The sequence below is a fragment of the Pantoea sp. 22096 genome (genome assembly GCF_052045955.1).
In the GTDB taxonomy this organism is placed as follows: Bacteria; Pseudomonadota; Gammaproteobacteria; order Enterobacterales; family Enterobacteriaceae; genus Pantoea; species Pantoea alfalfae.
Window position 1 is genome coordinate 995958 of the sequence record NZ_JBQEPW010000001.1, and the last position, 23441, is coordinate 1019398.

Consider the following 23441-nt stretch of genomic DNA (forward strand, 5'->3'; position numbering starts at 1 on the left):
ATCTTTTCCGGACTTATTTAATCTGTAGTACATCCAGACGCACGCTGATATCGGGTGCATCGTCTTCATCGACCCGCCAGCCGACAGGCTGTGATGGCAGCGTTTCCCGGTCAAAGGCGAGATCGCCGCCATCAACGACTGCATCGCCATGTTTGATGCCTTTAAAATCGAACAGATTGACATCGGCCAGGTGCGACGGCACCACGTTTTGCATCGCGCTGAACATGGTTTCGATGCGGCCAGGATAGCGCTTATCCCAGTCACGCAGCATATCGGCTACCACCTGACGCTGCAGGTTCGGCTGAGAACCGCAAAGGTTGCACGGGATAATCGGGAACTGACGTGCTTCGGAGAAACGAATGATATCTTTCTCACGGCAGTAGGCCAGTGGACGGATCACAATCTGCTTACCATCGTCGCTCATCAGCTTTGGCGGCATCCCTTTCAGTTTTCCACCGTAGAACATATTCAGGAACAGCGTCTGCAGGATGTCATCGCGATGGTGGCCCAGCGCAATTTTAGTACAACCGAGTTCTGTCGCGACGCGATAGAGAATGCCACGGCGCAGGCGCGAGCAGAGTGAGCAGGTGGTTTTGCCCTCAGGTACCTTATCTTTGACGATGGAGTAGGTATCTTCTTCGACAATCCGGTACTCAACACCCTGCGACTCAAGATATTGCGGCAGGATGTGCTCAGGGAAGCCCGGCTGTTTCTGGTCGAGATTGACGGCAATCAGGCTGAAGTTGACCGGTGCGCTTTTTTGCAGACTGCGTAAAATTTCCAGCATGGTGTAGCTGTCTTTACCGCCCGACAGGCAGACCATGATGCGGTCACCTTCTTCAATCATATTAAAATCTGCAATCGCTTCGCCGACATTACGACGCAAACGCTTCTGCAGTTTATTCAGGTTGTACTGTTCTTTCTTGTCAACCGTTTGATTATCTTGCATTTTTACCTATCTCAAAAACCAGAAAGCGTAGCTAAAGGGCAAATTGATGCACGCCCAGCCGGTCACTTCACTGTGATGTTACGAATATGCAGCGTATGGTACGGATTGTTGCCGCGAAAGCCAGCCCGGAGTGAAGTAATCAGCGGATAATTGCCGTCAGAGTCAAAGGCCGCGTGACCCGTCTGGGCAATCATTGTCGGAATGCGGTGCTGAGCAAGCGCGTGAGGATAGAGGGCAGGCTTTGCTTCGTCGTGAGCAAACGGAAAGCGTTCAGCTGCGCGATGTCAGCTGACGGGCACATCTTTCCACTGACAATCAATTTCATCACTGTGCGTTGAGCAGGACGGCGGTGATGACGGGTAAGCATCAGTCCGCGCATGATCTCTTTTAACCGCACAGCCTGTGGCCATAAAAATGACAGAGATAATTAAAAAAATTTTCATCAGCACTACCGAATTAATAAAAAACACAGCATGCGCTGCCATGACTCAATCGGGACTAAATAGATTTCGGGTTGTATTGTTATGATTTGATGTACATCAAAAGAAATGTTTTCATTAAATTATCAGAGAGTCAGATATTAATCGCTGCTTTCGTTTTTCAGGTGATAATCTTAAAAAAGGGCGCTGTTGAATGTGCGTTGACCCGTTGGGTTTATAATAATAAATTCAGACGTACTGGCGTGTTATGCATCTCATTAAAACGGTGGTTTTATCATCTCTTAGCACGCACTAAAAAGTGATTTTTTAATAAATCTGGTGATGTTAAGGACATCCGATAAGCAGATTTCGCAAGAGCGGGTGTTTACGTTTTATGCTTAAATGCGTTTACGCAGACTCTCTTATAAAGTGAACTGTCGGTTCGCACATTTCGTCAATACAGACTGCCTGTGAAGCCGTTTAATGTCGGGCTATCAATGTGAATAACAAATGAATCAATATTTAATGTCTATGAGGCATCCCGATAAAAATCGTAAAATAAAAAAGTACGGCACCAGATTTATTGTGACGCTGATACTCTTTTTACTTTGCTATGTTGCGGTTATGTATTGCGGTGTTCTGCTGCTGGTCAACCGGCATGGCTTACTCCATTTTATGCTGCACTGAATTCAGCCGCAGGCCTTAAAAATCCAGCGATAAGCATGATGTAAAAAATGCCTGAGTACTTCCAGAATATCTTCCGCACTTTCTTCAGCCAGACATTGTCCGGTCTCCAGCGCGTTATTAACCGAGTTCCGATGATCCAGTATCATCATGATCCCCGCAGCACCCGCAATCAGTGTAAAAATCAGCAAGATTAATGCTGGCTGGTAATTTTTGCGCGAAGCAGCAGGCAGGGTGTCTTCAGAATGGTCAGAGTCTTGGCGCATTTGTCCCCGGGTAAAATGATTACATTGATAAACAATAACGGATTATGCCATTAATTATCGGCACGCACTATGTCTCAGGTCAGTCAGTCAGCTTCTTTACAGGATAGCCAGATGTGCGGTCAGCCAGATTTGGATGGGGGAGTGCAGAAGGCGCTGGCTGCTACTCACCGCCTTCTGCGATGTCCGGATGCCTGCAGGGAGACATCGGGTCTGAGCGGCTTTTGTGGCGGAATCACATCATTTCCAGCGACTGAACGCCCTTGATCTCCATAACCTTATCATAAAGGTACGCATCGTTTGATTTGCGGGAAAGCGTCACCTGGACACTGAGTTCACAAAGACCGCTCTCTTCATCACGATTAATCACCGTCACATTGCCGTAGCGTATGCCTTCCCGCTGCATGACCAGCAATACCAGCGGCACGCTTTTAGGCTTAAGAAAAACCAGCAGTGTATGGTGTTTGCCGATTAAAAGATGACTGAGGCGGCGAAACACTTCCAGCACGACCAGCGCCAGCACCGTGCCATAGATGCCGATCTCATACATGCCGCTGCCGATTACCAGACCAATCGCTGCCGTTACCCACAGGCCGGCCGCCGTGGTTAAACCCTTCACCACCTGCTTCTGGATCATAATGGTGCCCGCGCCAAGAAAGCCCATTCCGCTGACCACCTGAGCGGCAATACGGCTGGGGTCCAGTGCTACGTGGTCGCTGCTGAGCATGTCGGCGAAGCCATATTTCGACACCAGCATAAACATGGCACTGCCGATACCGACCAGAATATGCGTACGTAATCCCGCTTCTTTAGCCCGCATCTGCCGCTCCAGGCCTATCAGGCCGCCGAGAATACCGGCCAGCGCTATGCGAATTAACATATCCATTAACATGGGTTTACTCCGAATAAATATGGGCTGAAAAAGGGTGGCAGTTCAGTGATAACAGGTAAACAAGATAATTCTGCTTGCAAATGACGCTGCAGAATTTTGTAAAAAGCTGTTTCACCTCTCGACCCCTTGTGCTGCCTGACATATGCTGAGCCAGCCTTTTACCTCAATTCCCGGAGTCCGACTGATGAAAGCAGCCACCTTTTTGCTGGCCGGTGCCGCGCTATTACTCTCTGCCTGTAGCAGCAACAGTGATGATAACGAGCCACCGCAACAAGCCACCGCCGCCCATATCCAGCCACGGGTGGTGATGTCTTCCCTGGCAGAAAGCACCTGTTCGAATGCAGGCGGAACGCTGGCATTTTCGCATCAGCTGGATGGCTCGCGCGTGGGAATGTGTCAGTTAGTGAATGGACGCCGCTGTGATGAGCAGGCGTTGATTGGCGGGAATTGCGCGCGCTGATGAACGGGCCGGATTTCTCCGGCCCGCGCAGTCACACCGAGAACAGTCAGGCTGAGAGTCGGTTCGGGCAGTTTTCACCCCGATCGAGCTGGCTGAGATTACTCAGCGTCGTTTCAGAAATGGCGGTCAGCGCTTCGGCGGTTAAAAACGCCTGATGGCCAGTGAACAAAACGTTATGGCACGCTGACAGACGACGGAATACGTCGTCCTGAATCACATCATTCGACTTATCTTCAAAGAACAGATCGCGTTCATTCTCGTAAACATCCATGCCAAGCGCGCCGATTTTCTGCTGTTTTAGCGCGTCAATGGCCGCCTGTGAATCAATCAGACCACCGCGACTGGTATTGATAATCATGACGCCATCGCGCATCTGTTTAAACGCGTCGGCGTTAAGCAGATGATGATTCTCCGGCGTCAGCGGGCAGTGCAACGTGATGACGTGAGATTCAGCGAACAGCGTCTTCAGATCGACATATTCCGCGCCCAGCTCCAGTGCCTGTTCGCTTGGGTAAGGATCAAACGCCAGCAACCGCATACCAAAACCTTTCAGAATGCGCATCGTCGCAATCCCGATTTTACCGGTGCCGATAACGCCCGCAGTTTTGTTGTGCATATTGAAGCCGGTCAGCCCATCGAGCGAAAAGTTCGCGTCACGGGTACGCTGATAAGCGCGATGAATACGGCGGTTCAGGGTCATCATCAGGCCGATCGTATGTTCAGCCACCGCTTCTGGTGAGTAGGCTGGAACCCGGACGACTTCCAGACCCAGCTCTTTCGCCGCAGCCAGATCGACATTATTGAAACCGGCACAGCGCAGCGCGATGTATTTCACACCCAGTCCGGCCAGTTCTTTCAGTACCGGACGGCTGCCGTCATCGTTAACAAAGATGCAGACGGCATCGCAACCCACAGCGGTTTTAGCCGTGCTTTCAGAGAGTAAAAAGTCATAAAACACCAGTTCAAAGCCGAACTGCTGATTGACCTGCTCAAGGTATTTCTGATCGTAATGTTTAGTGCTGTAAACCGCGATCTTCATTGTTATGCTCCTGCAGAGTGATAAACCAAGGATAACGTTTTCTGACCGACTTTGCTGAAACTGCTGATTTGCGCCTGGCACAGGCCTTCACCTCTGGCAGATTACATGCCATCATCGTTGTCAGGATATTGTAAGGAAAAGGATTATGGCTTTTATGCCACGGATTTTCCGGCGACGGCTGGCGGCCATTCTGGCGGTTATCCTGCTTCTGCTCGGCCTGATCTTAACTGTGACGCAATGGCTGCCGCGGCTGGCCGGCATCTGGCTGCCTGACGGGACGCGCATTGCGTTGTCAGGCGCACCCCGCTGGCGTGAAGGTGGCCTGTGGTTACCTCAGATCCGTTATCTCGCTGGCGATTGCTCACTGGCCACCGTAAAGGCGGTGTCACTGGGCTGGCATCAGTCACGCTGGAAACTCAATGCTGAAGCGCTGACGCTGGATAGCGCCTGCCTGCAACAATTACCTGCCAGTAACAGTACGGCTGCGCCCAAAACGCTGGCCGAATGGCAGGCAATGCTGCCTGGCGCCGACGTTCATCTGGGCAAATTAATCGTTACGCCGTGGCAGACGTATGCGGGCGCGCTGGATCTGACGCTGGAAAAAGATCGCCAGCAACTCAGTTACCAGGGCGATAATCTGCAGCTGGCGGCCACGCTGACCGGTCAGCAGCTCGCTATCCGTCGCCTGACGCTCACCCATCCTGCACTGCCTGACCCCGTCACGCTGAGTGGTCATCTGGCGTTACCCACCTTTGCCACTGATCTGCCGGTGAACGGCGATGTGACCGGACAGCTGGCGCTGGACGCGCTGCCGCATCCCCTGAAGCTGACGCTTAACTGGCAGCAGCAGCAGGGCGAGCTACGCGTGGCAATGGCCGAAGTGACCAGGCCGCTTCTCAGACTGCCGTGGCAGATCAGCCGCGATCAGATTCGGATTGAAAAGGGCGAATACTTCTGGCCGCTGGAGGCTCAGCCGCTATCAGGGTTTGTTAACCTGACGCTGGATAACTGGCAGTCTGGCCTTGAAAGTAGCCAGATTAGCGGTCGCGTTAACCTGCTGACCCAGGGACGCGGCGGCAAGGGCAACGTGGTGCTGGGCATCGGTCCTGGTAACCTCAGCCTGACCAACAGCAACCTTCCCTTTCAGTTGACCGGTGAAAGCAAACTGGCCGCTCTGCAACTTTATGGCTCGATTCCTGGTGTGCTCAGTGGATCGCTACTCGATCCTCAGCTGGTGCTGCAACCTAAATCGCTGCTGCGTCTGCGCGGTCGGCTGCTGTCAACGCTGGAAGTGGACGAGGCGCGCTGGCCGCTGGCGGGTGTGCGGCTCTCCTCACAGGGCATTGATGGTCGCCTTCAGGCGATTCTCAACGCACACGATGCCAGTTTTGGCCGCTTCCGGCTGCATCTCGATGGTCGCGCCACAGACTTCTGGCCCGATAAGGGCGAATGGAACTGGCGCTACTGGGGCGGAGGCGAGATGCTGCCGCTGCAGGCGCGCTGGGATGTTAAAGGAACCGGTGGCTGGCACGATACGCTGATCCATCTTGACACCCTGTCTGCCGGCTTTAATCAGCTGGCGTACGGCAGCGTCAACATAGCAAAACCGCGTCTGACGCTGACTGCACCGGTAGACTGGCAGCGTGATGCGGCGCATCCGGCGTTCAATGGGCATTTCCGCCTGCAGGCAGGAGAGACCCGCTTCAGCTATGGCGGACATCTGGCAGATTCCATGCTCGACTTTGAGGCTAAAGGTCGTGATCCCGGCTATTTCCTCTGGCGGGGCGAGTTAAAAGCGGGCAAGGTCGGCCCGCTGCGTGTGAATGGTCGCTGGGACGGCGAACGGTTACGCGGCCAGGCCTGGTGGCCCGCTCAGTCGCTGACAGTATTTCAGCCACTGCTCAGCCCCGACATGAAAATGCAGATTCAGGGCGGCAGTCTGCAGGCACAGGTCGCTTTTTCCGCCGCCAGCGATCAGGGCTTCCAGGCCGGAGGCCACTGGACGGTCAGACAGGGCAGCGTCTGGACGCCTGACAGCCAGGTGAACGGTATCGACTTCTCGCTGCCGTTCCGATTTCATGATCAGCAGTGGCAGTTTGGGCAGCACGGCCCGGTATCACTGCGCATTGCCGAGGTTAAGAACCAGTTTGCGATGCAGAACATTCGCGCCGACCTGCAGGGGAACTGGCCATGGTCTGAACAGGCGCCGCTGACGCTGCAGGATGTCAGCCTCGATCTGCTGGGCGGACAAATCACGCTGCCATCCCTGCGTATGCCTCAGCATGAGCCAGCCCGGGTGTCGCTGCGTCAAATCAGCCTCAGCGAACTTGTCACGGCGCTGAAGCCTAAACAGTTCGCCATGTCGGGCAAGGTTAACGGTGAGCTTCCGCTGTGGCTCAATAACCCACGCTGGCTGGTGGAGAAAGGGTGGATTGCCAACAGCGGTCCGCTGACCTTCCGGCTGGATAAAGATATGGCAGATGCCATTACCGGCAATAACGTGGCGACGGGCGCCGCGCTGGACTGGTTACGCTATATGGAAGTCTCCCGCAGCTGGGCCACGATCAATCTGGATAATCTTGGCGACCTCACTATGGAGGCGCAGGTGCAGGGCGTGAGCCAGTTCAGTAACCGTCGTCAGACGGTTAATCTCAACTATCATCATCAGGAAAACCTGTTTCAGCTCTGGCGCAGCCTGCGCTTTGGCGATAATTTGCAATCCTGGTTAGAGCAACATGCGACTTTGCCATCGAACAAGGACACTTCACCATGAGCCTGAGGGCACTACTGGTTCTGGCAGCCGGACTGCTGAGCATCGGCTGCGTGCCGCGCATTGAAGTCACGGCACCCAAAGATCCCATCACCATCAATATGAACGTGAAAATCGAACATGAGATCCACATCAAAGTCGATAAAGATGTGGAAGCGTTACTGAAAAACCAGAGCGGTCTGTTCTGAGGAGAGCAACGATGAAACGCATAAGCGCGGCGCTGTTCCTCGCCCTGGCGATAGCTCAGCCTGCCTGGGCACTGACGCTCGATGAGGCGCGGCAATCGGGCCGGGCAGGTGAAACGCTTTCCGGCTATCTGGCGGCACGTTCGCAGGACAGTGAAACGCTGGCGCTGGTGCAGCGGATTAATGCCGGACGTCAGCAGGAGTATCAGCGGCTGGCAGAGCAGAATAATCTCTCCACGGCTGACATCGCCAGTATTGCCGGACAGAAGCTGGTGGGCCGTGCGGCAGCGGGAGAATATGTGCGCGGCATTAACGGTCAGTGGCTGAGAAAAGTGGCACAGAGCAGTCAGTAACCGGCGAAAAAAAACCGGGCGCATGGCCCGGTCTTTTACAGCGTCATCCTGAGATGAGTGAGACTTATGCCGTCACGATCTGCTTGATAGCGTCTTTCGCTTCAGCGGTCGCTTTGCTGGCCACTTCAGGACCGTAAGCGATGCCTTCAGCAAACACGAACTCAACGTCAGTGATGCCGATGAAGCCCAGGAACAGCTTAACGTATGGGGTAAGAAGATCGGTTGAGGTATCTTTATGAATGCCGCCACGGCTGGAGATCACCACAGCCTTTTTGCCTTTAACCAGACCTTCCGGACCTGCTTCGGTGTAGCGGAACGTCACGCCAGCACGGGCAATCAGGTCGAAATAGTTTTTCAGCTGCGTCGGGATGTTGAAGTTGTACATTGGCGCGGCAATCACCACTTCATCATGAGCCTGCAGTTCTGCAATCAGTTCATCGGACAGGTCCAGTGCTTCCTGCTGACGTGGTGACAGTGGCGCTTCGGATGGGCGCATTGCACCCACTAACTCACCATCCAGAACCGGAATCGGGTTAGCGGCCAGATCACGTACAGTGACTTCTTTACCCTGTGCCTTTGCCTGTTCAACGTAGAAGTCAGCGAGCTGGCTTGACTGTGAGTAGCCTGCAAGGATGCTTGATTTCAGAACTAAAACTTTGGTCATGGTGGTTTCCTGTCTGTTACGCGGAAGACTTTCCGCTCAATGGTTTACACTCTACGGTTATCAATGGCGCGGTGAAAGCGCAATATTTCGAGACCCATGTTCGAATTTATTGAATAAGCGTAACCGGGGCCAGCCGCCGGAACGGTTCAGAATGTGCTATGATGCGCACAATTATTTTTATTGAATCAGCTGGTTATCCCGGCTTGCAGGGCGCTGCTTCTCGCAGCGACACCGTCTGAGTAAGGTACGTCACTATTATGTCATCTCCCGATACTTCCCCACTGGCAGCGCTCTGGCCACGGCTCGACGGTGTAATGCTGCGCGATCGCCAGCGTCTGCAGCGCCGCTTGCAGGGTGCCAGAAAAGTTAAAAATTCCGAGGCACAGCAGGGCATTGCCCGTGAGCTGGAGCAGGAATTTATTGCTGCTGAACAGCGCGTGGCCCAGCGCCACGCGGCTACGCCAGCCATTACCTTTCCGGACAATCTGCCGGTCAGTCAGAAACAGCAGGATATTGCCGCCGCGATTCGCAACCATCAGGTAGTGATTGTTGCGGGTGAAACCGGCTCAGGTAAAACCACGCAGCTGCCGAAAATCTGTCTGGCGCTGGGACGCGGTATCACGGGTCTGATTGGTCATACGCAACCGCGCCGTCTGGCTGCGCGCACCGTGGCGAACCGTATTGCTGATGAGCTCAGCACCTCACTGGGTGGCTGTGTCGGCTATAAAGTGCGGTTTAACGACCAGGTCAGCGATCTGACGCAGATTAAACTGATGACCGACGGGATCCTGCTGGCGGAGATCCAGCAGGATCGCCTGCTGATGCAATATGACACCATCATCATTGATGAGGCGCACGAGCGCAGCCTGAATATCGATTTCCTGCTCGGTTATCTGCGTGAGCTGCTGCCGCGCCGCCCCGATCTGAAAGTGATTATCACCTCGGCGACCATCGATCCGCAGCGCTTCTCGCGGCACTTCAACAACGCGCCGGTGATTGAAGTCTCCGGCCGGACTTATCCGGTCGAAGTGCGCTACCGGCCGGTGGTTGAAGAAGCGGATGATGGCGATCGCGATCAGCTGCAGGCGATTTTTGATGCGGTGGATGAACTGGGACGCGAGAGTCGCGGCGATATCCTGATCTTCATGAGCGGTGAGCGCGAAATCCGCGATACCGCCGATGCGCTGAACAAACGCGACCTGCCGCACACCGAAGTGCTGCCGCTCTATGCGCGACTGTCGAACGCGGAACAGAACCGGGTATTTCAGTCGCACAGTGGCCGTCGCATCGTGCTGGCGACCAACGTCGCGGAAACCTCACTGACGGTGCCGGGCATCAAATATGTCATCGATCCTGGCACGGCGCGTATCAGTCGCTACAGCTTCCGCACCAAGGTGCAGCGCCTGCCGATTGAGCCGATATCGCAGGCCTCCGCTAACCAGCGAAAAGGGCGTTGCGGCCGTGTTTCGGACGGTATCTGTATTCGCCTCTACTCGGAAGATGACTTCCTGAGCCGTCCGGCTTTTACCGATCCGGAAATCCTGCGCACCAACCTGGCGTCGGTGATCCTGCAGATGACCTCACTGGGACTAGGCGATATCGCCGCCTTCCCGTTTGTGGAAGCGCCCGATAAGCGCAATATTCAGGATGGCATCCGCCTGCTGGAAGAGCTGGGCGCGCTGACCCTGAATGAGGAGAGCGGACACTACAAACTCACCGGGTCCGGGCGTCAGCTGGCACAGCTGCCGGTCGATCCGCGTCTGGCGCGGATGGTGCTGGAAGCGCAGAAATTTGGCTGCGTACGTGAAGTGATGATCATCACTGCCGGTCTGTCGATCCAGGACCCGCGCGAGCGCCCGGCAGAGAAAAAGCAGGCGTCCGATGAGAAGCACCGGCGCTTTGCCGACAAAGATTCCGACTTCCTCGCCTATGTGAACCTGTGGAACTACCTGGCGGAGCAGCAGAAAGCGCTGTCCGGCAACCTCTTCCGTCGCCAGTGCAAAAGTGACTTCCTGAACTATCTGCGGGTGCGGGAATGGCAGGATATTTATACCCAGCTGCGGCAGGTAGTGCGCGAACTGGGCATTTCGGTTAACAGCGAGCCGGCTGAACTGCAGCCTGTTCACTGCGCGCTGCTCAGCGGTCTGCTGTCACATATCGGCCAGAAGGACACCGACAAGCAGGAGTACACCGGTGCACGCAATACCCGCTTTTCGATTTTCCCCGGCTCCGGGTTGTTTAAAAAACCGCCGAAATGGACCATGGTGGCAGAACTGGTCGAGACCAGCCGCCTGTGGGGCCGCACTGCGGGTCGCATTGAACCGGAGTGGATTGAACCGCTGGCGCAGCATTTAATTAAACGCAGCTACAGTGAACCGCACTGGGAGAAATCGCAGGGCGCGGTAATGGCTGCCGAGAAGGTTACGCTCTATGGTCTGCCCATTGTCGCCGCGCGCAAGGTGAACTATGGAAGCATTGATCCCACTCTGAGTCGTGAGCTGTTTATCCGTCACGCGCTGGTGGAGGGCGACTGGCAGACCCGACATGCTTTCTTCCGTGCTAACCAGAAGCTGCGCAGTGAAGTCGAAGATCTGGAACACAAATCCCGCCGTCGCGATATTCTGGTAGATGACGAAACGCTGTTTGCTTTTTATGACCAGCGCATTGGCAAAGAGGTTGTTTCAGCGAAGCATTTCGACAGCTGGTGGAAAAAGGCCAGCCGTGAAAACGCGGAGCTGCTGAACTTCGACAAACAGATGCTGATCAAAGAGGGCGCGGATAAGGTCAGCCAGCTTGATTATCCTAACTTCTGGCATCAGGGCAACCTTAAACTGAAGCTGAGTTACCAGTTCGAGCCGGGGGCCGATGCGGATGGCGTGACGGTACATATTCCGCTGCCGCTGTTGAATCAGATTGAAGATAGCGGTTTTGAATGGCAAATCCCGGGCGTACGCCGTGAGCTGATCATCGCGCTGATTAAGTCACTGCCCAAGCCGCTGCGCCGCAACCTGGTGCCGGCACCCAACTACGCCGAGGCGTTCCTGGGACGTGTCAACGCAATGGAAATGCCGCTGCTCGATGCGCTGTCGCGTGAGTTTCGCCGCATGACTGGTGTCACGCTGGAACGGGAAAACTGGCAGTGGGAACAGGTGCCCGATCATCTGAAAATGACCTTCCGTGTGCTGGATGAGCACAACCGCAAACTGCTGGAAGGCAAAGATCTCACCGCGCTCAAGGCACAGCTGAAAGGCAAAGTGCAGGAGACGCTATCGAAAGTGGCAGATGACGGGCTGGAGCAGAGTGGTCTGCATATCTGGAGCTTTGGTGAACTCCCGCGCAGCTACGAACAGAAGCGCGGTAGCTATCAGGTCAAAGCCTGGCCTGCGCTGGTCGATGAGAAAGAGAGCGTCGCCATTCGCCTGTTTGACAGCGAGCAGGAGCAGCAGAAAATGATGTGGCGCGGTCAGCGTCGTCTGCTGCTGCTGAATGTGCCGTCACCCGTTAAATATCTGCACGAGAAGCTGCCGAACAAAGCCAAGCTCGGACTTTACTTCAACCCTTATGGCAAAGTGCTGGAGCTGATTGATGACTGCATCGCCTGCGGCATCGACAAACTGATGGGTGAAGCGGGCGGTCCGGCCTGGGATCAGACCTCATTTGAGCAGTTGCGTGACAAAGTTCGCGGCGAACTCAATGAGACCGTAGTGACCATCGCAAAGCAGGTTGAACAGATCCTGACGGCCGTCTTCAACATCAATAAGCGTCTGAAGGGCCGGGTCGATATGACGATGGCGCTGGCGTTGTCCGACATCAAGGCGCAATTAAGTGGCCTGGTCTACCGCGGCTTTGTCACCGGAAACGGCTGGCAGCGGCTGGCGGATACGCTGCGTTACCTGCATGGCATTGAGCGTCGGCTGGAAAAACTGCCTGCCGATCCACACAGCGATCGTGCGCGCATGTTAAAAGTGCAGGCAGTGGAACAGGCGTATCAGGCGTGGCGTAACAAATTGCCGCCGCAGCGTCAGGATGATGAAGAGGTGCAGAATATCCGCTGGATGATTGAAGAGCTGCGTATCAGCTTCTTTGCTCAGCAGTTGGGTACGCCGTACCCCATCTCAGATAAGCGAATTCTGCAGACAATGGAGCAGATAGCAGGATAAAAGCCAGGATGCGTGCCTTAACAGGCACGCATCAACAGTGAAGGGTTGGGAAGGCTACTGCGCGAGAGATTCCAGCTTATCTTTAAACGAGGTGACCGAAATCGCGCGATTGTCAGCCAGATAGCGATCTTTCGCTGCCGGTGCTGAGCTTTGTACCGCGATTAACTGCCAGCCTTTATCGCTTTTGAGCAGCAGCGGTGAACCACTGTCGCCCGGCAGGGTGTCACACTGATGCGACAGCACGGCACGCTGCGCCCAGCCGGTAATCAGGCAATCACTGTGAGAATAGAGCGTATCCAGATGATCGGCCGGATAGCCTGCCTGCGTCACTTTGCGTCCGGTCAGCTTCAGCGCCGCAGTAAGGTCGCTGCGTGAGCCATCGAACAATGGAATCGGCGTAATTGCAGAGGGCGGATTGCGTAAAATCACGATGCCATAATCATAGGGCGCAGCACTGCTCGGCACGATCCAGCCTTCACCATCCGCTTTTAATTTTGACGCCAGCGAGGGTTCAACGCGCGCATCAATATCATGAAGCTCGTAACGCCAGCCTTTATCACTGGCCATAAATCGCAGTGCCACCGGCTTATCGAAATTACCCGGTGGAGAGAGCAGACAGTGTCCGGCCGTCAGCGCCAGATGCGGAGAGATGAGCGTGGCAGTACAGAGGTTGCCGCTTTCGGTTTCCAGCTGACCAATGGCATCCCAGGGGGCAGCGGTAATATCGGTGATTGCCTGGCGATGATCCTTGCCGAAGAACAGCATCTTAATTTCAGCAGGAGTAGGCGAGTCATCGTCATCATCGGCGTGAACCGTGGTGGCAAAGCTGAAGAGTCCAACCATTAACAGGGTAGCCAGGCGCATAGAAATCTCAATGGCGACAAAAATTAACGTTATTGTTATTACGTAAGTACGGTAACTATAGTCGGTGAGCGTTGAAAAAGGGAGTTTTATTGGTTAATCAGTACGCTACAGCGGCTAAATAAAAAAGCTGGCTGCAACAATGCCACACAGGATCATAACAAGCAGAATAATTTCGAAGCGATAGCGACGCACTATTTCATCCACTCTCGTCATTTCATCCACTCCAGTAAAGAAACACCCGGCATAACCGGGTGTTTTTAATTATCATCTCGTGGCCGTGCGCTGAAGGCGACCTTAGTTTTTAGCTGCTGGTTTCACAACTTTTTTGTGGTGAACTTTTTTAGCGGCCTGCGCTTTCTGAGCAGGTTTTACCACTTTTTTGTGGTGCACTTTTTTAGCAGCCTGGGCTTTCTGAACAGCTGGCTGAGTTACTTTTTTATGGTGAACTTTTTTAGCAGCCTGGGCTTTCTGAGCAGCTGGCTGAGTTACTTTTTTATGGTGAACTTTTTTAGCAGCCTGGGCTTTCTGAGCGGCTGGTTTAGTTGCTTTTTTATGGTGAACTTTTTTAGCCGCCTGCGCTTTCTGCGCGGCATCTTTTTTCACTGCTTTTTTGTGGTGTTTCTTAGCAGCCTGGGCTTTCTGAGCTGCTTTATGGTGTTTCTTGTGCGCAGTTTTGTGAACGGTTTTAGCCGGTGCTGCAGCGGTAGTTGTTGTTGCGGCTGGCGCAGCAGCTGGAGCAGCTGTGGTGTCAGCAGCGAAAGCAACAGAAGACATACCCATAGCAGCGGCGACAACCAGTGCAAATAATTTTTTCATTGCAAATCCCTCGGAGACTGTTTTTTCATGTGTAGCCCACTGCGGGGCCGGTGAAGAGACTATAGGGAAATCAATGAACGGTGTCCGTGGGTGTTTGGTATCGGCGTGTAACCGATTGTACAAAGGCGGAAAAGGGCGGTCAGCAGACCGCCCGGAAGCTTAGCTATTCAGGTAGCGTTGTTCAAGATGCTGGCGGAAGAGAGCCGGATTCAGCGCTTCGCCGGTAGCATTGATCAGCAACTGGTCGGTGGAGAAACGGCTGCCGTGCTGCCAGATGTTCTGTTGCAGCCAGTCAAATACCGGCTGCAGTTCACCATGCTGAATCAGCTCGCTGAGTTGAGGGATGGCCTTCTGAACTGACCGGAACAGCTGTGCGGCATACATCGCGCCCAGCGTATAGGTCGGGAAGTAACCAAATGCGCCGTCGGTCCAGTGGATATCCTGCATACAGCCATCGCGATAATTACCCCGGGTATCCAGACCCAGTGACTGCATCATCTTCTCATCCCACAGCGCCGGAATGTCTTCAACCTCAATCTCGCCTTCAATTAGCGCCTGCTCGATTTCATAGCGCAGAATGACATGCGCCGGGTAGCTCAGTTCATCTGCGTCAACCCGGATCAGGCCGGGTTTCACCTGCTGGGTCAGGCGCACGAAATTATCCGCCTGCAGAGCGGGCTGATCGCCAAAGGTAGCGATCACCTGCGGTAAAATGCGCTGCAGGAATTCGCGGCTGCGACCCAGCTGCATCTCCATAAACAGGCTTTGTGATTCGTGAATAGCCGTGGAGCGCGCCAGCGCCACTGGCTGACCGCGCCACTGCTGCGGCAGATTCTGCTCATAGCGGGCATGACCGGTTTCGTGAATCACGCCCATCATGGCGCTGAGAAATTCATTCTCGTTGTAACGGGTGGTGATGCGCACATCTTCCGGGACGCCGCCACAGAAGGGATGCGCACTGATGTCGAGGCGGCCATGGTTAAAGTCAAAACCCAGCGTCTCCATAATGCTCAGACCGAGCTGACGCTGCGCTGGAATGGCGAACGGCCCGTGCGGCGTGATAAATGACTGCTGTGCCTGTTTTTCCACGACTTGTTGCAGCAGATCGGGCAGCCAGGTTTTCAGCTCGCCAAAGGTTTTATCCAGTCGGGCGCGGCTCATACCCGGCTCATAGAGATCCAGCAGCGCATCGTAACGCGAACAGCCACGGGCGTCAGCGCGGCGCTGGGCCTCTTCGCGGCTCAGTCGTACGACTTCTTTGAGGTTGGCGGCAAAGCCCTGCCAGTCGTTGGCGGGACGCTGAGTGCGCCATGCATGTTCACATACGGAACCGGCGATCGATTTGGCTTCAACAAAATCATCAGGGAGCAGGGTGGCCTGCTGATATGCGCGCTGCATCTCGTTGAGATTGGCCCGCTCGACATCGTTCAGCGACTGCTGCTCGGCGGCTTTAAGCCACTCGCCGACCTGTGGGGCGGTCAGGATCTGGTGCTGCAATACGCTCATTTCGGCCAGCGCTTCACCACGCGCCTGACTGCCGCCAGGTGGCATGGTGGTTTGCATGTCACAGCCAGCGATGGCCGTGACGTGACTGAAACGGGAAAGGCGCTGGAACGTTTTGGTAAGTTGTTGATACGCTGAGGTCACGTAAGACTCCTTGTGGATTTTAACGCAGCGGAATTTCACGCAAGGTTAGATCAACCGGCCAGCAAAAGCGAACGCTGGCACCGCCCAGCGGGCTGGACTCAATGGTTACGTTGCCGCTGAGTGCCTGGGCAATCGAGTAAACAATGGCCAGGCCCAGTCCGCAGCCGCCTGTGGCGCGATCGCGGCTGGGATCAAGCCGGACAAAAGGTTCGAAAACCCGTTCACGTTCGTCGGGCGGAATGCCCGGGCCGTCATCTTCAACCTGCAGACAACCGACCGGACCGTCGAACCATAAACTGACGCGCAGTCGCTGCTGCGCATAACGCAGCGCGTTGTTCACCAGGTTATCCAGCACCCGCTCCATCAATCGGGTGTCAGAAATGCCGATGTTTTCACGCTGCGGCAGATCAAGGTCGAGTCGCATGTCCGGGTTGATGGTGCGGAAATCGTCCAGCCGCTCGCTCAGCCAGCTGGCCAGATCCAGCGATTTAAGATTCAGATCGACGCGCGGCCGGTCAAGACGCGCATAGGTCAGCAGCTCCTCAATCAGGCTTTCAAGCTGGCCGATGTCGCGATTCAGCGCCACCCGTTCGCCATCCGTAAGGTTATCGCTCATCTCCAGCCGGTAGCGCAGGCGTACCAGCGGCGTTCTCAGCTCATGGGCAATACCGTCAATCAGCTGCTTCTTGCTGGCGACCAACGTGTTGATGTTCTCGGCCATCTGGTTAAAGGCGATACCCAGCCGGAACAGACTGGAGGTGCTGTCGAAATGGGTACGTACATCCAGTTCGCCCCGGCCAAAGCGCTGTGCCGCTTTTTCCAGGCGCTGCATCTCCTGCCAGTGCGGGCGGAGCCAGATAAATACCGGCAGCGCCAGCGACATGCCAATAAACACCAGCAGAGCAATATCCAGCAGTCGCATCTGGTGCAGATAAAAGAGATAGGGAATCGGCCCCACCGATAAGACATAGTGGCTGCGCGGAATATGCTGCAGAAAGGTGTATTGATCGTCGAGCGCCACGATCTCGCCTGCCCGTAACCGCCGCATGTTGGTCTCATCGAGCTGATATTTGTTCATCGGCTCAATGTGCAGGTCGAACGACAGGCCGAGATCAAGACTCTTGATGGTTTTGTTCCAGTCACGCGGCGGGATCTCACGCAGTTCGCTGCGGATCAGGTAGAGCGAGCTGGCCATCAGATCATTCATCGACTGCCGGCCCGCGCGCTCAGCGGTGAACTTATAGACCAGACCCACCAGCAGCGCCATGACCAGAAAGCAGACAAACAGCAGCAGATAGAACTGAATAAAAAGCTTTCTCATAATTCGCGCGTATCCCAGGCCTGGGGTGCGAACAGATAGCCTTTATTGCGGATGGTTTTAATGCGGAACGGCTCGGTGGCACTGTCGTGGAGCTTTTTACGCAGCCTGGAGATGGCCACGTCGATACTGCGGTCCAGGCCGTCATAACTGACGCCGCGCAATGTTTTCAACAGTGCATCACGGTTAAGCGTCTGACCTGCATGGCTGGCGAGAACCCACAGCAGATCGAAATCCGCAGTGGAGAGGGCGATCTGCTCGTCAAACAGCGTCACCTGACGGTTCAGGGCATCAATGGTCAGCGAGCCAAAACGCAGCATACGATTCGCGGCAGGCGCAGCAGGCGCATCTTCCGGCTGCCCATGCTGGGACTGGCGCAGATGCAGGCGCAGGCGGGCCAGCAGCACAGCGGGTGGTGTGGTTTTCAGGATGTAATCCTGCGCACCCATCTCCAGGGCCAGAATATGGTTCATGTCGCTGTCCAGTGAGGTAAGCAACACGATTGGTCCCTGCCAGTTGGCCCGCAGGTCGCGACAGATGGTCATGCCATCTTTGCCCGGCAACATGATATCCAGCATCACCAGGTCGGGCTGCTGTTCGGCGATGACCGCTTCAGCACGGTCGCCGCGTGTTTCAACAATGACTTCAATATCGTGACGGCCAAGATAGGCCGCAATCAGCGAACCCACTTCGGGTTCATCTTCTACATAAACAATTTTGTTCATAGTTCACAGGGCAGAGTCAGGGATGAATGAAAGCATATCTTTTCCTGGTCCTGAGCTCTACGTTATCGCACGAAATATCCGTGGCTTGCTGGTATATAACCGGCAAAATGTGCAATCATTAGCGCGGCCTTTTTGCGCCAGGTTTGGGATATTGATGATTACCATGAGGAGCGTTAGTGTGTCTGATAAAGAGCTGGCATCAGCCATATACCCTGACCGCATCTGCTTCAATTACAGTGACTTTCTTTCCGCTTCCTGCAAAAAGCGCTGGAGCTTCGTCGATGCTATTTATGGTGTGATGCCGATATTTGGCATGGTGACACGTAAATCGGCACACCGTTTACAGGGCAGTGACGACCCGTTAAAAGAATTAGCATTACAAATCATTTCCACTCAGGTTAGCGACGAAATTAATATCGCGCGCCTGATTACTCTCGCAGAACAACAACATATTAGTCGCTTTGATATCCAGCTCCCTTATCCGCTTTCGGCGGAGCAGCTGGATGCCATCCACTATGAGTATGCGAAGCCGCTGAACCTCACACAGCAGGATGACCTGCTGTGTGTATCCATTCCAGTGCAGGCACACTGAGACCCCTTTTTATCGGGCGTTAAGTCGTCAGCTCCCACACGGCGGGCAATGTCGCGGCAATCAGCAATCCCATCGCAATGCGCTCCAGCGAGGTCAGCGCAATATCGCCGCGGCCGCCGCGTCGTGCAAACAGAAACAGCAGCAGGCCCGGTGTGTAAAGCACCACTGACATCATCAGGTGCATGGGTCCCGAGGCGTACAACAGCCAGATGCCATACACGCTGGCACCCACACCGATTGCCATCGCCAGCGGCTTATGCTGTCCGCGCACCACTTTGATCAGATATAACCCCACCAGCAGATAGGGCACCAGAATCATCTCCGAGGCGATGGTCAGCAGGTTGTTGTAGTCAGCACCGGTCAGGGCAATCAGGATCAGGCAGAGCTGAATACTGCCGTTTGTCAGCCACAGCGAGGCAGCTGGCGCGTTATGGCGGTTCTGCCGGGCGATACTGCGGGGAAAAGCACCCTGTTGCGCGGCAATCAGCGGCACTTCCGCGGCCATAATCGTCCAGCTCAGATAGGCACCGCACACGGAAACAATCAGACCCATCGCAATCACCGCATCGCCCCAGTGCCCCATCAGTCGGGTCATTAATCCGGCCATTGACGGGTTACGCATTTCAGCCAGTTCAGCACGCGGCACCACGCCAAGCGACAGCAGTGTCACCAGCAGATAGACCAGCAGCGCAGCCAGCACGGCGAATAAGGTTGCGCGGCCCACATCCTTTTTCTGGCGTGCACGGGCAGAGACGACCACAGCACCTTCAACCCCGATAAAGACCCACAGGGTAATCAGCATGGTCTGCTTAACCTGCTCCCAGAGCGGTTTTCCCAGCGTGACACCGGAAAAATCGAAGCGGAAACGATCATAGTTGAACGCCATCACCGCCAGTACAATAAACAGCAGCAGCGGCACCAGCTTGCCCAGCGTCGCCATCAGATTGATGCTGGCCGCGGTCTGCACGCCGCGCAGTACCAGCCAGTGAACCAGCCACAGCAGCACGGACGCACCCAGCATCGCCTGCCAGGTATTGCCATCACCAAAGATAATCCGGTCGGGTGTATCGGTGAAGAAGCTCAGGGCAGAGAAGACAATCACCAGATAGGAGACATTGGCGATTACGGCGCATAGCCAGTAGCCCCAGGCGGAACAGAAGCCCATCAGTTCGCCGAACCCGGCGCGTGCATAGGTAAAGATGCCGCCGTCCAGTTCGGGCTTAAGGCGGGTCAGCAGCAGCATCGCCAGCGACAGAAAAATAATGCCGACACCGGTAATCAGCCACCCCAGCAGCAGCGCGGCCGGACCGGCCACTGCGGCCATGTTTTGCGGCAGACTGAACACGCCTGCGCCCAGCATTGAGCTGAGCACCAGCGCCGTCAGCGCACCGAGACCTAATTTTTTCTCCAAAACTACCTTCCCGCTAGCATATATGGCTGGGTAAATCGGATTCTGTCGCTGGGTTATGTCACACCAAAGGCAGAATACAGGGACAATATCCGGTAAACAGGCGGAGGATTTTACGGAGAGTGGCAGGGGATGGCAATGCGTGACTATGCAAAACAGCGCAGGAATTATGCAAACAGCAGGGCGGCGGGTGCCGCCCTGGAGGGATTACTTAAACAGGTCAGCCGTAACGGTCAGGTTGCCGCCACTCTGGTTCTGCCACTGACGGGTGACGTGGTAGAACTTGGCACCTTTATCGGCTGCACGCTTTGCCACTTCTTCTGAAATCGCCGTTGGTGTACCGAAGTGCCCGGTGAAGGTGACGGTATCAAACGGCTGCATCTGCGCGGCAGTGATTGCGTTCACTTCCTGTACGGATTTACCGTTTGGCAGATTGACGGTATAGCGCTTGCCGGTAGAGCTTTGGGTTTCGAAGAAACGGCCCACTTTGTTGCTTGGCGTTTCAGACGAGGCCACGCCTGGAATTTCGACGTTAGCCGCCGCAGCGCCACCGGTAGCCAGAGCGGCTTTACCCGCTTCTGAATCGGCAGGAATCGCATTCGGTGTCTGCACCTTGCGTTCTTTAGCATCCGCTTTATAAACATAGGCGGTGACATACTGATTGCCGCCGCTGTTGGCATCGATCTGGCGAACGATAAAGAAGGAGGCCGCGCCTTTCTGTTTAGCCGCTTTTGAAATCGCGTCGTTCACATCCGGCTGGCTGGCAAAGAAGCCGCTGACCGAAACGGTATCGAACGGTTCAAGCTTATACGCTTCTGCTTTTGGCAGTTCATTGACGCCATTGAAACGACGGTAGGTCGTGGACTGGGTGGCTGCCGGGGCATCAGCTTTATAGAGGTCAGCCGTAACGCGCCAGTTACCGCTGTTGCCGTTGCTGTCGTTGATCGCCTGGATGTAATAAGAGGCAGCGCCCATCTGATCTGCACGCTTAGAGACCGCATCGGCTGCGTCGCCAATTGCGTTGAAACGACCGGTGATATTAATACGTTCGAATGGCTTCAGCGCGGCCGCTTTTTCTGGCGTTAACTCCTGCGCAGCGAATGCATTGGCTGCCAGCAGAGACAACAGAGTGGACGCCAGAATAGTGTTCTTCAGCTTCATAAAAATAATCCTTCGCCTTACGCAAAAATGAGTACGAAAACGTGCTGGACTCTTGATGTATAACAGATTAGCCGCTGATTATTGCATGTTATAAACAGACTGTCGCAGCGATTTTTTGTGTCAGATCGCGTTATTCAACCATGATTTTTTCATTTGTTTGTCATCAAACACAGTTATGGCGTGTTTTCGTGCGGGTTACCATTAAAAGCGGTAACTGTTAGCGCTTAAACAGTTAATGCATTGTTAAATAAAGGTTTTTATTGAAGGTTAATTCGGCCGGGCACAATTTATTCTGGCAGATTATCTGCTTGCAGGACTGTTTCGCAGTGGGATTACGCAGCTTTTTTAGCAGAATCCTGAATAATCATGTGAATGTCACTACTCTGCGTAGCTGCTCTGGATCGCTCGTCACATTTTAAGTAGGTTATAAACACTTTGAAATACATGCATTCCGACTATAAGTCGCTGAAACGCTGTTTTAGCTGCGATGTCGTCATGCAGATCCGGGCCATCATCCTTAACCGATGAAAGGAAACACTATGTTAATTGGAATCCCCAAGGAAAGGTTGCCAAACGAGTCGCGCGTGGCTGCCACGCCAAAGACCGTGGAACAACTCATTAAGCTGGGTTTCAGCGTCACCCTGGAGCATGACGCCGGTCAACGCGCCAGCTTTGATGATGAAAGCTACAGAGCAGCAGGTGCCACACTCTGCGACCAGAAACAGGTATGGCAGTCCGATATCGTTCTGAAGGTGAATGCACCGGATGAGGATGAGATTGCGCTCACCCGGGCGGGCAGCACGCTGGTCAGCTTTATCTGGCCTGCACAGAATCCCGACCTGCTTTCAAAGCTGGCTGCGCGTCAGGTCACCGTCATGGCAATGGACTCGGTACCGCGTATTTCGCGGGCGCAGTCGCTGGATGCTTTGAGCTCGATGGCGAACATTGCCGGTTATCGCGCTATCGTCGAAGCCGCCCATGAATTTGGACGCTTCTTTACCGGTCAGATCACCGCCGCCGGAAAAGTGCCACCGTCCAAAGTTATGGTGATTGGGGCCGGTGTGGCAGGGCTGGCCGCGATCGGTGCAGCGGGCAGTCTGGGCGCGATTGTCCGGGCCTTTGATACCCGCCCTGAAGTTAAGGAGCAGGTGCAGAGTATGGGTGCCGAATTCCTTGAACTCGATTTCGAAGAGGAAGCGGGCAGTGGCGATGGTTACGCTAAAGTCATGTCCGAGGCGTTCATTAAAGCGGAGATGGCACTGTTTGCCAGCCAGGCTAAAGAGGTGGACATCATTGTCACCACGGCGCTGATCCCAGGCAAACCGGCACCGAAACTGATCACCGAAGAGATGATCGCCAGCATGAAACCAGGCAGCGTAATTGTTGATCTGGCGGCGCAGACCGGCGGCAACTGTGCGCTGACCGTCGCTGATCAGGTGACCGTAACGCCTAACGGCGTGAAAATTATCGGTTATACCGATCTGCCCAGCCGTCTCGCAACTCAATCTTCCCAGCTTTACGGCACCAACCTTGTCAATCTGATTAAGCTGCTGTGTAAAGAGAAAAATGGCGAAATCCAGGTCGATTTCGACGATGTAGTGGTGCGGGGCGTGACTGTCGTGCGTGAGGGTGAAGTCACCTGGCCAGCACCGCCGATTCAGGTCTCTGCTGCGCCACAGGCTAAACCGGCAGCCCAGAAACCCGCAGAGAAGGCTGAAGCAAAGCCTGTGTCTCCGTGGCGTAACTACCTGCTGATCGCACTGGCTGTCGTGCTGTTTGGCTGCCTCGCAAACGTAGCGCCAGCTGAGTTCCTCTCCCACTTTACCGTGTTCGCGCTCGCCTGTGTGGTGGGTTATTACGTGGTCTGGAACGTCAGTCACGCGCTGCATACGCCGCTGATGTCCGTTACCAACGCCATCTCCGGCATTATCGTCATCGGTGCGGTACTGCAGATGGGCCACGGTGGCTGGGTCACCTTTATCTCCTTTATTGCCGTGCTGATTGCCAGCATCAATATCTTTGGTGGCTTTACCGTCACCCAGCGCATGCTGAAAATGTTTCGTAAGGGGTAA

General features: G+C 54.7%; 18 protein-coding genes. 7 read left to right on the top strand and 11 right to left on the bottom strand.

All coding sequences use genetic code 11. The annotated features are described in order from the left end of the window. Window positions 1–13: 13 nt before the first annotated feature. Window positions 14–949, bottom strand: coding sequence for a tRNA 2-thiocytidine(32) synthetase TtcA (gene ttcA / locus ACTJKZ_RS04580; protein ID WP_161735202.1), 936 nt, complete (start codon window positions 947–949; stop codon window positions 14–16). Between the two features lie 1601 nt (window positions 950–2550). After that, the gene (locus ACTJKZ_RS04585) at window positions 2551–3207 is read right to left on the bottom strand and encodes an MgtC/SapB family protein (RefSeq protein WP_150010231.1); all 657 of its coding nucleotides are present in this window, start codon (window positions 3205–3207) and stop codon (window positions 2551–2553) included. 184 nt (window positions 3208–3391) lie between these two features. Here ACTJKZ_RS04585 and ACTJKZ_RS04590 point away from each other — a divergent pair, with 184 nt between their 5' ends. Beyond that, window positions 3392–3667 carry a putative hemolysin gene (locus ACTJKZ_RS04590; RefSeq protein ID WP_003853763.1) on the top strand — a complete coding sequence of 92 codons (276 nt, stop codon included), beginning with the start codon at window positions 3392–3394 and terminating at the stop codon, window positions 3665–3667. A 46-nt stretch (window positions 3668–3713) separates the two neighbouring features. Here ACTJKZ_RS04590 and ACTJKZ_RS04595 read toward each other — a convergent pair whose 3' ends face one another. Then, window positions 3714–4706, bottom strand: a complete 993-nt coding sequence (locus ACTJKZ_RS04595; protein ID WP_253418711.1) for a 2-hydroxyacid dehydrogenase — start codon at window positions 4704–4706, stop codon at window positions 3714–3716. 145 nt (window positions 4707–4851) lie between these two features. Here ACTJKZ_RS04595 and ACTJKZ_RS04600 point away from each other — a divergent pair, with 145 nt between their 5' ends. From ACTJKZ_RS04600 to ACTJKZ_RS04610, 3 genes are read left to right on the top strand one after another with little or no spacing between them, the layout of a single operon-like run. After that, complete coding sequence (locus ACTJKZ_RS04600; protein ID WP_161735196.1) at window positions 4852–7479, top strand: YdbH family protein; 2628 nt, start codon at window positions 4852–4854, stop codon at window positions 7477–7479. Next, window positions 7476–7664 (top strand): YnbE family lipoprotein, encoded by a 189-nt coding sequence (locus ACTJKZ_RS04605; protein ID WP_009090058.1) that lies wholly within the window; start codon window positions 7476–7478, stop codon window positions 7662–7664. The genes ACTJKZ_RS04600 and ACTJKZ_RS04605 overlap by 4 nt, the downstream gene beginning before the upstream one ends. An 11-nt stretch (window positions 7665–7675) precedes the next feature. After that, entirely contained in the window at window positions 7676–8014 is a 339-nt protein-coding gene (locus tag ACTJKZ_RS04610; RefSeq protein ID WP_161735194.1) for a YdbL family protein, read from the top strand. A gap of 64 nt (window positions 8015–8078) precedes the next feature. On the opposite strand, the gene ACTJKZ_RS04615 is transcribed toward ACTJKZ_RS04610, so the two are convergent. Beyond that, a complete protein-coding gene (locus ACTJKZ_RS04615) occupies window positions 8079–8678 on the bottom strand; it encodes an FMN-dependent NADH-azoreductase (RefSeq protein WP_440829295.1) in 600 nt (199 codons plus the stop codon). Window positions 8679–8935: 257 nt separating this feature from the next. On the opposite strand from ACTJKZ_RS04615, the gene hrpA reads away from it, so the two are divergent. After that, window positions 8936–12838 (top strand): ATP-dependent RNA helicase HrpA, encoded by a 3903-nt coding sequence (gene hrpA / locus ACTJKZ_RS04620; RefSeq protein ID WP_440829296.1) that lies wholly within the window; start codon window positions 8936–8938, stop codon window positions 12836–12838. A 54-nt stretch (window positions 12839–12892) separates the two neighbouring features. Here hrpA and ACTJKZ_RS04625 read toward each other — a convergent pair whose 3' ends face one another. From ACTJKZ_RS04625 to rstA, 5 genes are all read right to left on the bottom strand, one after another. Next, window positions 12893–13702, bottom strand: a complete 810-nt coding sequence (locus tag ACTJKZ_RS04625; RefSeq protein WP_008925243.1) for a trypsin-like serine peptidase — start codon at window positions 13700–13702, stop codon at window positions 12893–12895. Between the two features lie 294 nt (window positions 13703–13996). Next, on the bottom strand, window positions 13997–14518 hold the full coding sequence (asr, locus tag ACTJKZ_RS04630) for an acid resistance repetitive basic protein Asr (RefSeq protein ID WP_440829297.1): 522 nt from the start codon (window positions 14516–14518) through the stop codon (window positions 13997–13999). Window positions 14519–14677: 159 nt separating this feature from the next. Then, window positions 14678–16165, bottom strand: coding sequence for a carboxypeptidase M32 (locus ACTJKZ_RS04635; RefSeq protein ID WP_285088416.1), 1488 nt, complete (start codon window positions 16163–16165; stop codon window positions 14678–14680). A 19-nt stretch (window positions 16166–16184) separates the two neighbouring features. Beyond that, complete coding sequence (gene rstB / locus ACTJKZ_RS04640) at window positions 16185–17486, bottom strand: two-component system sensor histidine kinase RstB (protein ID WP_253418699.1); 1302 nt, start codon at window positions 17484–17486, stop codon at window positions 16185–16187. Next, window positions 17483–18208: a two-component system response regulator RstA gene (rstA, locus tag ACTJKZ_RS04645; protein ID WP_013357953.1), complete on the bottom strand. Its 726-nt coding sequence runs from the start codon at window positions 18206–18208 to the stop codon at window positions 17483–17485. Before rstA ends, rstB begins: the two co-directional genes overlap by 4 nt. Window positions 18209–18386: 178 nt before the next feature. On the opposite strand from rstA, the gene ACTJKZ_RS04650 reads away from it, so the two are divergent. Continuing rightward, complete coding sequence (locus ACTJKZ_RS04650; RefSeq protein WP_161735178.1) at window positions 18387–18800, top strand: hypothetical protein; 414 nt, start codon at window positions 18387–18389, stop codon at window positions 18798–18800. A gap of 19 nt (window positions 18801–18819) precedes the next feature. On the opposite strand, the gene ACTJKZ_RS04655 is transcribed toward ACTJKZ_RS04650, so the two are convergent. Together ACTJKZ_RS04655 and ydgH are read right to left on the bottom strand one after the other, a co-directional pair. After that, window positions 18820–20211 (bottom strand): basic amino acid/polyamine antiporter, encoded by a 1392-nt coding sequence (locus ACTJKZ_RS04655; protein ID WP_161735174.1) that lies wholly within the window; start codon window positions 20209–20211, stop codon window positions 18820–18822. A 204-nt stretch (window positions 20212–20415) separates the two neighbouring features. Beyond that, window positions 20416–21369, bottom strand: coding sequence for a DUF1471 family protein YdgH (gene ydgH, locus ACTJKZ_RS04660; RefSeq protein WP_061062532.1), 954 nt, complete (start codon window positions 21367–21369; stop codon window positions 20416–20418). Between the two features lie 539 nt (window positions 21370–21908). Here ydgH and pntA point away from each other — a divergent pair. Continuing rightward, window positions 21909–23441, top strand: a complete 1533-nt coding sequence (gene pntA / locus ACTJKZ_RS04665; RefSeq protein WP_440829298.1) for a Re/Si-specific NAD(P)(+) transhydrogenase subunit alpha — start codon at window positions 21909–21911, stop codon at window positions 23439–23441.